The organism is Aquimarina sp. MMG016 (genome assembly GCF_018100805.1).
Classification (GTDB): Bacteria; Bacteroidota; Bacteroidia; order Flavobacteriales; family Flavobacteriaceae; genus Aquimarina.
In genome coordinates this window covers 69,249-84,794 of sequence record NZ_JAGJEA010000002.1, presented here as the reverse complement: position 1 = coordinate 84,794, position 15,546 = coordinate 69,249, and the positions used below count along the sequence as shown (strand labels likewise).

The 15,546-nt window shown below is 34.8% G+C and carries 2 protein-coding genes; both read right to left on the bottom strand.

Annotated features, from left to right (window positions below; genetic code table 11):
* Positions 1-9 precede the first annotated feature (9 nt).
* On the bottom strand, positions 10-735 hold the full coding sequence (locus J8M14_RS03440) for a hypothetical protein (RefSeq protein WP_211073099.1): 726 nt from the start codon (positions 733-735) through the stop codon (positions 10-12).
* A gap of 8 nt (positions 736-743) precedes the next feature.
* Positions 744-15,536, bottom strand: coding sequence for a leucine-rich repeat domain-containing protein (locus J8M14_RS03435; protein ID WP_211073098.1), 14,793 nt, complete (start codon positions 15,534-15,536; stop codon positions 744-746).
* Positions 15,537-15,546 lie beyond the last annotated feature (10 nt).

Genomic DNA, 15,546 nt, shown 5'->3' with positions numbered 1-15,546 from the left:
CTTATTTTTTTAATTGGCTTGATTGATTAATGTATAGCCTTTATACTGTTCGGTTAATGAGATATTATTATCGGGTGATATTGTAATAAAATCACTTAGAGCTGGTTTAGAATTATTTTGCAGATCTTTTAATTGTAAAAGAATAACTAAACGCCCATAATCCATCTTTTTTGTGTTACTCTCTTCATCTACAAATGGAATCAGCGTAGAAAAAAACAATTCCTGTTTTTCTATTAAATAAGTGTTCTTATTGATGTGTAAGACCACTTTACCATATGGATTTTGAGAAACAGGCTTATTCGAAACCATTTCACATATTAGAACCCCATTCTTTTCGGTTACCGAAGTTTCATAATAAAGCTTCAAAAAAACACTTACATCTATAGGAGAGTGTTGTGAAGCGGCACCTATCTGCGTTTTTGCGTAAATCACTTTCTTTTGATTATGATCTATATTCAATTGCGCTTTAGGAAACTGAAGTATTTCAGTTTTCAAGACTCTAAATCGAGTGACATCTTCATTTCTGACCATTTCACCTTTATAAGATTCGGTGATCGAATTACCCGTCAATCCTCTATGCATATTGTAGATGGTTTCTATCTCATATTGCTTCTTATCGTCATAAGATTTTTTTACTTTTTCAAGTACATCTTTTGCTTTTTCATTTTGCGCCTGAGCAAGCTGTGCTGTAGATACAAAGCACAGTAATAGCATTATATATTTTAACTTTTTCATCTTTATTATTATTCCTGTGCGTTATTAAGTTTAGAATTACCAGAACGTGTTTCCTGAATTGTAAAGACTCCTCGTTCGGTTTCTTTTTTAACACGTATCAGACCGCCTTCCTGATCATATTCATAGAAAGTCGCATAGTTATTTTCATCTAGCTCTGATTGCAACCTTTGTGTAATTGGATCGTATACAAAGGTTTTCATATTACCATCAAATGGGTGCATACGTATATCATCAAAATATACATTCAATAAGGCTGAAGCATCATTCTGAAGATTGCTTTCTAAAGAGATAACCATATTCGTAGCTTCTAATGGAATTGTAAAGTCAGCCGAAACTCGTTGCCATCCATCAATGATAGCTCCTTTAGGTCTGAATTCTACTTTACGAGTTTCCAAAGGAATATCGACACCATCACTATTTCTATATCTCAACTTAAGTAGAGAATTTGCATAATCCATTACTTGATACGTAGGATCAGAAACATAGTCGTACATAGTAATTTGATCATTAAGCAATGAAGCTGAGTTACTATCATTACTCAAATTCTGATTATTGTAAGAAATATTTACATCTACTCTCCTTTCGATATCAAAATATACAATCTGTCCAAAAGGAAGGCGGTCTACTGCTTGCTCTGTTACTGTCTCTACAGTTTGTCCCGAAATTTCAAAAGAAGAAGTGATACAAAGTTTACTACCACATATGTTAGCTGTTTTGAAACTTAGTTTTAATTCTGGATTTCCTAGTAGAGGATACCTATATGAAGCATCACCATCATAACTGTTATAGTCACTTGGAAAATCTAACTTCACTTTTGGGGTTCTGTACTCAAATCTGGTTGCATTTGATTCTGGAGACAAAGCAAAACTAAATCCTATCGTTTTATCAGCACCGTTACCATCTTGTTTCTCCTTTATATATTCAAAGTTATAAATGGTTAAGTTTTTATCTTCTGTATTAGCTAAAAATGGTACCAATACATCAAACTCTCTTGTATCAGCCTTAGGAATATAAACTTCAGGAATATGTCTTTCTTCTGGTAATGATGCTAATACTTTATCTTTTAGAATATGATTAAGTAAGTCTACGAATACATCACTAACTTCACTGAAGTTTCTAGTCATAGGATTAATAGCTTGTAAACCATCTTCACGAACCCATGCACTAATCACATATCTTGCTCCAGGCTGAGGGCGAAAACGTATACATCCCACTAATGACGGAGGTAATTCATCTGTAATCCTAACGATAACCTCTTCACGCTGAGTACTTGAACAACACCCAATATCACCTGGCGAACAACCAGTTTCTGCTTGCGCTGCATAATAGGTAACGCCATCAATTAGTTGTTCTGATGGGCTGTATGCTGTTCCTTCAAAAGCAGCATCATACCATACAATGTTACTACCAATTGCTACTAAGTCTGAAACATAAACAGGCTCATTAGTATAAAATGTTTGAATTCTATCCGCTACATATGGTGCCGGAACGTCAAAAATGGAGACAACAATACGCTTTCTTGCGCTTTCATTACCTAAAACATCTTTTTGAGTTAAGTAATATACTCCATTATCAACCAATCCTTCATCCAAAGAATAGGTGGCACCACCCGTTTCTTCTTTATACCATACCAATTCATGATTGTCTGATATGGTATATCTTTCTTCCAAATCAGCAACAGTAGCATCCTCTGAAGCACAGAAAGATTGCCATCCATCACCTTCTGGTTCATAGACACCTACAAATACTCCTACTTCAAATCGACAAGCACCATCTACTTTCTGTCCATAATATTTCTTTCCATCCTCTAGTGCTAATCCAGGAGATAATTCCGTTCCTCCGGAACGCGCATCAAACCAACGAATAGTATTATCCTGAGGTTGTAAATCACTTATAGTAGGACTAGTAGAAATTAAAAACTCTTGATAGTTTAATTCGATTAAATCATATCCCGTAATCCCTTCATCTATAACAACTCTAACCGCAATTCTTGGTTGAGATGCATTTTCTTCTGCCCATATAGTTACTGTTTCTAAAATCTCAATATCCGAAGCCAATGGTGATCCTCCTGTTTCATTTTCGAACCAAGCAATGGAGTTACCTGTAAATGGAGATGATAAATCGTCAATAGTAGGATAGTTGTCTGCTGAAACACAGAAGGATTGTACCACAGGGGTTCCTCCTCCACAGTCTCCATCAACTTTAATTACTTTGATACCGTCTATAAGTAAATAAACAGGGGCATATTCAGTTCCTAAATATTCCAGATCTGCCAAAAACTCTAATCTTCCAGATACGTCTGTTGCCACAAACTCAATACTCTCCTGAGTCCAATTTACATTTTCCTCTGTTCTAATCGCAGTTGACTTTTTATACGATTCTGTAGAATTTAATCTCACTTTCCATAAACCGTAAGTATTATTGATGACTTCAGTATCTAAATATTTTCTACCTACAGCCTGATAAAATGTAACTTTATATGTGCTTCCTATTTCTAAATTAGGAAGTTCAACTCCAAAATTTCCAGATCTTGTAGGTATGTTATTAGCCGGAACGCCAATGAAGACACCTCCATCAGGTGAAGGGATAAGGTTATCACTAATAATATCACTAGAAGGATTTACCGGAGTTAACCAGGCGTCTGGACGAACTATATTAAAGCTAGTCCAAGTGTCACAATCAAAATTATATTGCACCTCATCATTACCCGTTCTTGCTATACCGCTGCAGCTCTCAAAACTTCCATCAGCAATTCCTTCCAATACATCACAACCTCCACCCGGAGGATTAATTATATCCTCTAGTTTAAGTATAATCCTATTACGCTCTAAAGTCAATCCTTCTATAGTGCTATTAGTTGCTGTAAAATAATAGGTACCTAAATCTGCTTCAGTGATATTATTAATAGGAATCTCACGTAACGTAGTTTCAATTAAAAATTCTCCATCTTTAAACCAACGATAAGTATTGTTGGTACTGGTAAGATCGTCTGTAAATAACCTTGCTGTTCCACCTAATTCCACAATGATAGTTTCTGTACGATCCACTCTAGCCTGAGGGATATAAGTGTAGTTTGTTAGATTATCTCGATAACCTGGGTGCTCAGGTTCAAAATCACTGAATACAAAACGGTTATTATTGATCTGAACATCTGTATTCGCAACAGCAAAGTTTGGAATCAACAATGGTAAATCACCTCCAAAAGAGTTGAAGTCCAGATGTACGCTATATAATCCCGGAATTGTTGCTATGCTAGCCGGAATACTTCCAGAAAAGTTATTCTGAGATAACCAGAACACTTCCAATTGTGATAAATTACCAATTGCATCAGAAACTCCTCCTCTAAGATTATTCTCTTGCAACTTGATCGTTTGTAAAGGAGCTATGGTATATAATCCATCAGGTATTGTTCCTTCTAGTTTATTTACACTTAAATCTAAGTATTTAAGATTTTGTAACCCACCAATTGTAGTCGGAATTACAGAAGAGAATCTATTCAATCCTAAATCTAAGGTCTGTAAGCTTGTTAAGTTTCCTATCGCTTCAGGAATGGCACCAACTAATACATTTTCTCTAAGGTTTAGGGTTTGTAAGTTTGGCATATTACCCAAGCTTACTGGAATCTCACCGATCATATTATTTTGCGCCAGGTCTAAGATTTTAAGATCATCCAATACTTCTAATGAAGCAGGAATCTCTCCTCTTAGATTGTTATTAGGTAGCCGTATGCTTTCAATTTTATAATCTGCACTTACCGTTACTCCATACCAATTACAAACTTTGGATTCTGGATTGTTAATTAGCCAAGGCTGATTAACATTAGTAGTATTGGCCCAATTATCACCATTTGTGGTTTGATAGAAATCAATTAATACTTGGCGATCTGCATCAGAAACCTTACATGCTCCTGCAGGCAATACTTCTAGAGTAATAGGATTACGTTCTAGTGTTAAACCAGTAACGATACTATTAGTGGCTCTAAAAATATATTCTCCGGCATCTGTACTAGAAGCATTTTCTATTATATAATCTTTATTAGTTGCTCCCGTTATAGCAACACCATTTTTATACCATTGATAGTTATTATTAGGACTTGTCAAAGCTGTACTCGTTAAGGTAATTGATTGACCAGAAATTATTGTTTTAGTTTCCGTTTCATCTACATTGGATTGTGGACTATATTTAAAGTTATTTCCTAACTTAGTTTGATAATTATTAAATTCAACTTCAATATTAGAAAACACAAATTCATTATTGAAGAACCTTAATTGTAATAAATTTGGCATTCCCAAGAATTCTAAAGGAATGTCGCCAGAAAGTAAGTTATCATCAACTGCTATTAATTCTAAACTACTGATCTCTGATAATTCACTTGGAATATTACCAGAAAGTTTATTTTTAGACAAGCCAAGTTGTTTTAAGCTTAATAAGTTTTTCAAATCAACCGGTATTTGACCTGTTAGCTGATTATTAAAAACATTAAACCTTATTAGTCTTTCGAGCTGCCCTATTTCAGAAGGTATAGTACCAGTAAGTAAATTATTATAAACATATAGATATTGTAAGTTTTCTAAACTCCCTATCTCTAATGGTATTTCGCCATCAAGTTGGTTGTCATTTAACGCTAATTCATTTAAATATGGAAGACTGCCTATTTCTTTTGGTATACCTCCTGTTAATGTATTATTAGATAAATTAAGTTTAAGTATATTAGATAATCCTTGTAAAGAGGATGGTATATTTCCTGATAAATTATTAAAATGAAGATATAAATATCTTAAATTTTTCAGTTCACCAATACTAGCAGGAATGTCGCCTTCTAAACTATTAGCATGTAAGCCTAAGGTACTCAAGTCAATTAAATTTTTAATTGAATTGGGAATAAACCCTTTCAAATTATTGCTAAACAAATCTATGGCAACTAATTTCTCCCCAATCACATTTATCCCATACCAATCACACACTGGGGTATCAGTTAACCAATTAGTGTTATTCTTCCAATTAGGCCCATCTGTACTGTTATACAAATCAATTAAGACTTGTTTTTCGGCATCAGATACTCCACAAGTATCTCCTTCTGCACGTACTTCTACACTGATTGGATTACGTACCAAGGTTAATCCAGTCACCACTGTATTGGTTGCTTCAAAGAAATACATACCCGCATCATCCTGTGTAGCATTAGTAATTACAAGATCTTTATTAGTGGCTCCAACAATAGGTAACCCATTTTTATACCACTGATATTGATTATTAACACTAGTTAATTGTGTACTTGTTAATGTAATTGTTCCTCCAAATGCAATAGCTTGTGTAGCTTCAGTATCTACTTTAGCTTGAGGTTCATAACTAAATACTCCTGTAAACTTTGATTGATAGTTCGCAAACTCTGCTTCCAGATCAGAAAAGATGTATTCATTATTGTTAATCAATAAAACATCCATGTCTTGAGGTATATTCAATGAAGCTGGAGCCATTCCGCTTAATTGGTTCCCATCAAAGTTTACCCTTAACAATGAGGGTAAACTTGTAAAAATGTCAGGTAACGTTCCATTAAGACTATTTTGTCTTAGGTTAAGCTGGGTTACTCGGCCATCTTGAACAAACACTCCAAACCAATCACATACCTTAGATGCGGGGTCATTGATTAACCAAGGTTGGTTATTGGCCTGGTTATTGGTCCAGTTTGCTCCACCAGTGGCATTATACAAATCAATTAATGCCTGACGTTCCGTAGCGGCAACATTACAAGTTTCTTCAACCGTTAATGTAATTGGATGACGCTCTAATGTCAATCCGGCAATTACACTATTTGTTGCCGTAAAATGATAGACTCCGGCATCTGCTAAAGTTGCATTTTGGATTACATATGTTCTCGAAGTTGCTCCTGTAATAGCCGTGCCATCTTTAAACCACTGATAGCTATTGTTTTCGCTAGATAATACTGTCGTCAGCGTAATACTACCATTGGTAGTTACGGTCTTAGTTTCTACAACATCAGTCTTAGCTTGAGGACTATACTGATATGCTACGTTAAGATTCTGAACATATCCAGGGTGCCTACTTTCGAAATTAGAAAATATGAAGTTATTGTTTTCTAAAACGAACTCTTCTAATCTTGAGAACTCGCTAACTGTAAATGGAATAAATCCTGACAATTGGTTATTACTTAATCCTAAAAATTCCAGATTAGATAATGCTGTCAATTGAGAAGGTATAGTTCCTGAAAAACTATTATTTCTTAAGTCCAGTCGAACTAGCTTAGTAAGAATTCCTAATTCTTTTGGAATACTTCCTGATAATTGGTTATTAGATAAGTCAAGGATTGTGGCATTAGACAAATTACAGAAGGCAATTGGAATAGGCCCTTGCAAATTGTTATTGCTAAGATCCATCAGTGTCAGATTTGACAAACTTCCTAATGCTGGTGGAATCAAACCACTCAAATTATTGTTATCTAATGACAAAGAAGTAAGTTCTAATAAAGCTCCCATAGAAGATGGGATTTGTCCCGTAATGTTATTTTCACCTAAATCCAAAGAGGTAAGATGTAATACGTTACTTATAGAAGCTAGAATTGTTCCTAGTAAAGCATTATTTTCTAGGTTTAATCCTATAACTTCTCCATTCACCACTGTTACCCCATACCAATCACATACTGAAATACTAAGATCCCAAGGCTGATTATTAGCCTGTGTGTTGGTCCAATTCTGTCCATTAGTTGACACATACAGATCCCATAATGCTTGTCGTTCTGATGCTGATACACCACAAGTATCTGGGGTAATAGTTAAAGTTATGGGATTACGCTCTAAAGTAAGACCAGTCACAACACTATTGGTAGTGATAAAATGATACACTCCAGCATCAGTAGCAGCCACATCAGCAATAACTAAGTCTTTACTAGTTGCGCTAGGAATGGCTACGCCATCTTTAAACCACTGATAACTGTTGTTGGTACTAGTTAATGCTGTACTGGTTAATGTTATAGTACCGTTTTCAATGACAGAAAGGGTTTCTGTTTGGTCTACTTTAGCTTGAGGAGCGTATTTAAACTTTGTTCCTAATTTTGCTTGATACGCATTAAATTCTGCTTCGAAGTTGGAGAAAATGAATTTATTATCCTGAATTTCAAGTATTTTAAAATTAACAAAATTGATAAACTCAGGAGGTATACTACCTTCAAATTCGTTATTAGCCAAATACAAACTTTCCAGGTTAAGCAAGGTGCTTAATTCTTGAGGTATACTCCCTGTAAAATTATTATTTGACAAGGCTAGTACTTTTAGGTTTGATAGACCACTTAATTCTGCAGGAATAGTTCCTGATAATTCATTAGTACTAAGATTTAAACTACCTAAAGAAGTCATATTAGCCAATTCAACCGGAATACTACCTGACAATTTGTTATCAGATAAATTAAAATTTGATAACACACTAAGCTGACCTAATTCTGAAGGGATATCTCCTGTTAATTGGTTTGTAAAAAGATGTAAATTTATTAGAGAATTTAATGACCCTAATTCTGGAGGTATACTTCCACTTAATTGATTTCTCTCTGCATATAAGGTATGTAGTTTTGATAGATTGCCAATTTCTTTAGGAATCGAACCAGTAAGATTGTTCTGAAATAACCCTAAAAAGGTAAGCTCACTCAATGAACCAATGGTCAATGGAATACTACCAGAAAGAGCATTTCTATATAATAAAAGCCCTTCTAAATTAACTAAATTTCCTATTTCATTAGGAATACTGCCTATTAATCCTGGATTACCATTGATAGTCATTGCCGTAAGATGAATTAAATCCCCAATACTAGCCGGTAAGGTTCCTATCAAATTATTACCTCCTATTTGAAGTTTAGTTACTCTATTGCTTACTACAGTAACCCCTAACCAATCACATACAGGTATATTCAAATCCCATGGTTTGTTATTAGCTTGAGTATTTGTCCAGTTCTGTCCATTAGTAGCTAAATACAAATCCCATAACGCTTGCTTTTCTGCGGCTGATACCTGACATATAGGTTCAGTAACAGTCAATGTTATCGGATTACGTTCCAAAGTAAGATCAGTTACCACACTATTGGTAGCTGTGAAGTGATATACTCCAGCATCTGTGGTGGAAGCATTAGCAATTACAAAATCTTTACTAGTAGCTCCAGGAATGGCGACACCATCCTTAAACCATTGATAGCTATTATTAACACTAGTTAATGCTGTACTTGTAAGCGTAATTGTACCATTTTCTGTAACAGAAAGCGTTTCTGTTTGGTCTACTTTGGCTTGTGGAGAGTATCTGTAAAGATCATAAGTTGTGTAAACATTATGTTCATCCTCGAAATCTGAGAATACAAAATTATTATCCCATATAGATAAAGACACTAAACTAGGGATCTGAGATATTTGTACTGGAATTTTTCCTTCTAGGTTATTGTTACCCAATCCAAGTATTCTTAAGCTAGTAATATTTCCAAAAGCTTCTGGCACTTTACCTTCTAAGTTGTTATTATCAAGATATATTACCTGCAGACTTTGTAATCCTCCTATTTCATTAGGGATCGTTCCAGCTAATAAGTTATCACTTATGAATAGCTGAGTAAGTTTTTTCATGTTACCAATTTCGGGAGGAATACTGCTAATTTGATTTCTTTGCATTCGCAATACTGACAAATTTGGAACTTGAGTTAAACCAACAGGTAATGCTCCGCTAAGATTGTTATTGTATAGATATACTGTATTTAAATTTATCATTTGAGCACCAAAACTATTAGGTATTGATCCTTCCAAATTATTCTGATCTAAGAACAACTCTCTTAAATTTGTTAAATTTCCTATTGATTCCGGAATTTCACCACTCAGGTTATTATTACCTAAATACAAAATTGACAAGGAAGTTAGTTGACCAATCTCAGTTGGAATGGTGCCACTGAAATTATCCCCGGTAATCTGAAAACGTTGTAACAATGTTAAGTTTCCAATCGTTCTAGGTATTGTCCCTCCTAAATTTGGATTTCCATTCAGAAATAAAATTTCAAGATGTATTATATCTCCAATAGAATCAGTAAGAGTTCCACTCAAATTATTATTGAATAATGCAAGCTCAGTTACCTTACCATCAACTACTGTCACTCCAAACCAATCGCATACTGGTGCGTCCGTTAACCAATTGGTATTGTTAGTCCAGTTTAATCCATCAGTACTATTAAACAAATCAATTAAAGCTTGCCTCTCAGCAGCAGAAACACCGCATAAATCTGGAGTAACTGTTAAAGTAATCGGATTACGCTCTAATGTAAGATCCGTCACTACACTATTGGTAGCGGTAAAATGGTAAACTCCTGCATCCGTAGTAGTAGCATTTGCAATTACTAAATCTTTATTAGTAGCTCCAGTAATCGCTACGCCATCCTTAAACCATTGGTAAGAGTTGTTAACACTTGTTAATGCTGTACTTGTTAGTGTAATTGTACCATTTTCTGTAACAGAAAGGGTTTCTGCTTGGTCTACTTTAGCTTGGGGACTATAAACTAATGTTGTTATATTGTCTTTATAAATTTGAAACTCTGCCTCAAAATCACTAAACACGAAATTATTAGTGCTAAAAGTAAGATTGTTCAAAATATCAGATGATGCCAGTACAGCCAATCCCGATGGTATGCTTCCGGAAAAATTATTTTGTGCCAATCCAAGATATGTTAAGTTTGGCAATTGACCAATGGATTCTAGAATCTCTCCTGAAAGATTATTTGTTCTTACATCTAAAATCTTTAACGAGCTTATTGTTCCTATAGAAGAAGGTAAGGAACCTGAAAGTGTATTCCTACTCAAACTAATTACTTCCAGATTAGGTATATTACTTAACTCTAAAGGAATCTCTCCTTCTAATCTATTCCAGAAAAGACGTAAACCAATCAAATTGGATAAATTCCCTAACTCTGATGGTATTGTTCCACTCAGTGAGTTGTTACCTAGATTTAATTCTTTTAAAGAAGTTAAATTTCCAAAAGAAGCAGGTATAGGCCCCGTGATTTTATTTCTTTCAAAATGTAAATTTTCTAGTGTAGATAGGTTTCCTAACTCAGCAGGTAAAGGCCCTTCTAAACTATTAATGTATAACATTAAGGTTTTAAGTTTAGGTAAACTACCTAAAGAAGCGGGTACGGTTCCCGTTAACCTATTACTAAATAGGTTCAAAAATTCAAGGTTTACCAAATTCCCTAATTCTGAAGGAATTGAGCCTGTAAGTCCATTACTATAAAGGCTTAGCGCATATAGATTTGTCAAGTTACCTAATGATGGAGGTATCTCACCAGTTAACTGATTAGATCCTACATGAAAGAATTTCAAGGCTGTCATTGTGCCGATGGATGGTGGAATAGTCCCTGTCAATCCATTTCGTTCGAAAGTAACAGTTTCTAAATGTATTAAGTCGCTAAACGTATTAGGTAATGGACCGGCTACTCCATTAAGTGCCAAACTCAACCCTGTAACTTTTCCATTTGTCACCACCACTCCTTGCCAATCACAAACAGGAGCATCTGTTAACCAATTCGTATTACGTGTCCAGTTAGGACCATTGGTGCTATTATATAAATCAACCAAAGCTTGTTTCTCAGAAGCAGAAACACCACAATCTACTGTTAATGTGATGGTGTTACGTTGCAATGTTAAATCAGTAATTACTGAGTTTGTAGCTGTAAAATAGTAGGTTCCTGCATCTGCATCTGTAGCATTACTTATTATTAAATCCTTACTTGTAGCTCCTGCAATGGCTACACCATTTTTAAACCATTGATAGTTATTATTTGGACTGGTAAGCGCTGTACTGGTTAGTGTAATACTACCTCCCGGAACAACAGATAATGTTTCTACTTCATCTACTCTACCCTGTTCTAAATAAGAAAATCCAGTTAAATTATTCTTTAAAACAATAAAATCAGATTCGAAATCACTAAACACAAAATTATTGGTGCTAAACCCAAAAGAATTAAAAACATCATTAGTAGCTGATATAGCAAAACCATTTGGGATAATCCCAGAAAGCTTATTACGAGCTAATCCTAAAGTAGCTAATTGTGGTAAATCTCCTAAAGATGATGGGATCGAACCCGATAATTGATTCGTTGACAAATAGAGCGTTACCAAATTAGATAAGTTCCCAAATGTAGAGGGTATTTCTCCTGTAACTCTATTTTCTTCAATGGATAAAAATGTTAAATTAGCAAGCTGCCCTAAAGAATCAGGAATACTTCCACTTAATCCATTTCTAAACATATTAAGATAGGTTAACTGAGATAAGTTACCTAACTCTGAAGGAATAGAACCTGTTAATTGATTTGCATTTAAGAATAATCTCTGTAACTTAGTCAAAGAACCTAAGGATGCTGGGATACTGCCACTAAGACCATTTCTTGCCAAATTTAAACCTTCGAGGTTAACTAAATTCCCCAATTCTGAAGGAATCTCTCCGGTCAAAGCATTTTCAAAAAGACTAAGACCTGTCAGCTTGGACAAATTAGCCAATGATACAGGTATAGAACCTGACAATCTATTACTTTCCAAAGTCATTCCCGTCAAATTGGATAAATCACCTAAAGACGATGGAATCACTCCTGTAAGACTATTTCTTCCTAAATTAATACTTTCTAATCCTGATAAAGTACCCAATTCAGTAGGTATTTCTCCAGAAAGCTTATTAGAATTAAGATCAATAGCTTTTATATTGGTCCAATTACCAATGGTATTCGGAATACTACCTGTCAATCGACCATGTCGTGCTATAACTATAGATGTAAGATTTACCAGATCACCAATAGATGCAGGTAATTCTCCGTTAAGAGCATTATCCAAAAAGTATAATCTTACTACTTTACCATTTTCAACCCCAACTCCTGCCCAATCACAAACAGGTGCATCTGTCAGCCAGTTAGTATTTACCCTCCAATTAGCACCATCAGTACTGTTATATAAATCAATCAATGCTTGCTTTTCTGCTGCAGAAACTCCACATAAATCCGGAGTAACGGTTAACGTAATCGGATTACGTTCTAGTGTTAAATCAGTAACCACACTATTGGTTGCTATAAAGTGATATACTCCTGCATCAGTAGTAGCAGCGTTAGTGATTACTAAATCTTTACTTGTAGCTCCAGGAATGGCGACACCATCCTTAAACCATTGGTAACTATTGTTTGTACTAGTAAGTGCAGTACTTGTTAAAGTAATACTACCATTTTCTGCAACAGATAGTGTTTCTGTTTGATCTACTTTTCCTTGTAGTAAATAATTAAAAGTTGTTAATCCGGTATTATAAGTGGTATACTCGGACTCAAAATCATTAAAAACAAAGTTGTTTCTTTCTAAACCTAGACCTGTAAGAATACCACTAGAAGTAAGATTAGCTAAACCAGAAGGAACCTTCCCGGATATATTATTGTATGCAACTCCTAAACTTTGAAGGTTTGGTAATTGACCTATGCCCTCTGGAATAGAGCCTGTTAATTGATTTCTAGTTAAAGTTAACGATTTCAGCTTAGTTAAATTCCCCAGTTCAATGGGTATTGTACCGGTAATAGCATTTCTCTCTACAGTAAAGGTTTCTAAATTTATTAAATTTCCTAATTCTTTAGGGATTGAGCTCGTTATCTGATTAATATAGAGTACTAAAGTTTTAAGCTTGGTTAAATTTCCTAATTCCGGAGCGATATCGGTTAATTGATTAGAACCCAGATATAAACTCTCTAAATTAGATAGATTACCCAGCTCACCAGGAATAGGCCCAGTCAATAAGTTTCTCTCTAAACTCAAACTAATTAAATTCTGAAGATTACCAAGTTCCGGAGGAATTGCACCGGTAAGCTGATTCTGAAAAAGGTTTAGACCCGTTAAGTTGGTCATCGAACCAATTTCTGTAGGTATTGAACCAGTTATCAGATTACGCTCAAGACTTAAACTAGTCAGATTAGTCATAGTTCCTAACTCTGGAGGGATTGGTCCTGTTAACTGATTTAAACTTAAATTAAGAGATGTCAAGTTAACAAGATTACTTATTGACGCAGGAATTGTTCCGGTTAAGGCATTCCTAGTCAACCCTAATTGTGTTAAGCCTACTAGATTTCCAAGTTCTGTGGGTATAGCACCATCAAGTTTATTTATTGCCAGGTTTAAATATGTAAGGGATGTTAAATTACCCAAAGATGCTGGAACATCTCCTGTCAATAAGTTACCTCCCAGATCTAGAGAGGTTAAATTAGTTAAATTACCAATGGTTGAAGGGATAGTCCCGGTCAAACCATAGCTTCTAGTAATGGTCAGAGAGGTCAGATTTACTAAATCCCCAATTGAATTTGGAAGAGGACCCGCCACTCCACCTCCAAAAAGGTAAAGTTTAACTACTTTCCCATTTTCGACTGTTACTCCAGCCCAATCACAAACAGGCGTATTTAAATCCCAAGGATTAGCCCAATTGGGACCATTAGTGCTATTAAACAAATCAATTAACGCTTGTTTCTCAGAAGCAGATACACCACATGTATCAACCGCAGGTGTTACATTTAATATGATATTATTGCGCTGTAGAGTAAGACCTGTGACAATACTATTAGTTATGGTAAAATAATATACTCCCGCATCTGCCTCGGTAATATTACCTAAAACTAATTTTCCCGGAACATCCGGAATAGGTACTCCATCCTTATACCATTGCACAGTGTCATTTGGGCCAATAGCTATACTACCTAACAAAACAATAGATTCACCTTCAGCAACAGTTCTCGTTTCTTCTACATCTATTTTGGCTTGTGGGGTATAAAAAAACCTATTTCCTAATTTCAGTTTGTAATTATTAAACTCTGATTCAAAATCTGAGAAAACAAATTGATTGTTTTGAATCCAAAATGTTGAAAGATTAGGTAAATTTGTTAAATCGGGAATCTTGCCGTTAAGGTTATTACCTACTAAGTAAAACTTTTCTAAGCTTATTAATCCATCAAACCCTTGCGGTATAGTTCCTGTAAATTTATTATTTTCTAGGTGTAATTCTTTTAAGTTTACTAGTGAGCTTAATTCTGTAGGTATTTCTCCCGTTAACTGATTGTTATTGACAACTAGATAAACTAACTTCTCTAAATTCCCTAACTCTCTAGGAATGTTTCCTGTCAAATTATTATTATTCAAACCTAAAGTTTCTAAGTTTGAAAGTTGACCAAATTGACTAGGAATAGTTCCTATCAACTCATTAACATGTAGGGCCAGAAATCTTAAGTTTATTAGGTTTCCAAGTTCAGTGGGTATTTGCCCAGTTAGTTGATTGTTATTTAATGAAAGTGTATTTAATGATAATAATTGTCCTAATTGAATCGGTATATTACCCGTCAATTCATTTCTAAATAAATGAAGTGTTTCAAGCTTAGTTAACTGCCCTAATTCTGCGGGTATATTTCCAGTTAATTTATTAGTATCTAATCTGAGAGATGTAAGATGAATCAAATCTTTAATACTTCTTGGAATGGATCCTACAAGGTTATTTCCCATTAAGCTTACACTTATTACCTGATCGTTGGTTACACCAACTCCATGCCAATCACTTACCGGAGAGTTTGGATCATTAATCTCCCATGGTCTATCACCTACTCTGTTATTAGACCAATTATCACCATTGGTAGCATTGTATAAGTCTATTAATGCTTGGCGTTCTTGTGGTGAGACTTGTGCACTAATAGTTAAGGTACTAAAAACGGTGAATAGAACTAAACAAGTATACCTTGTTAGTTTTGATTTTATATATGTTAGATTTCTCATGTATCTAATT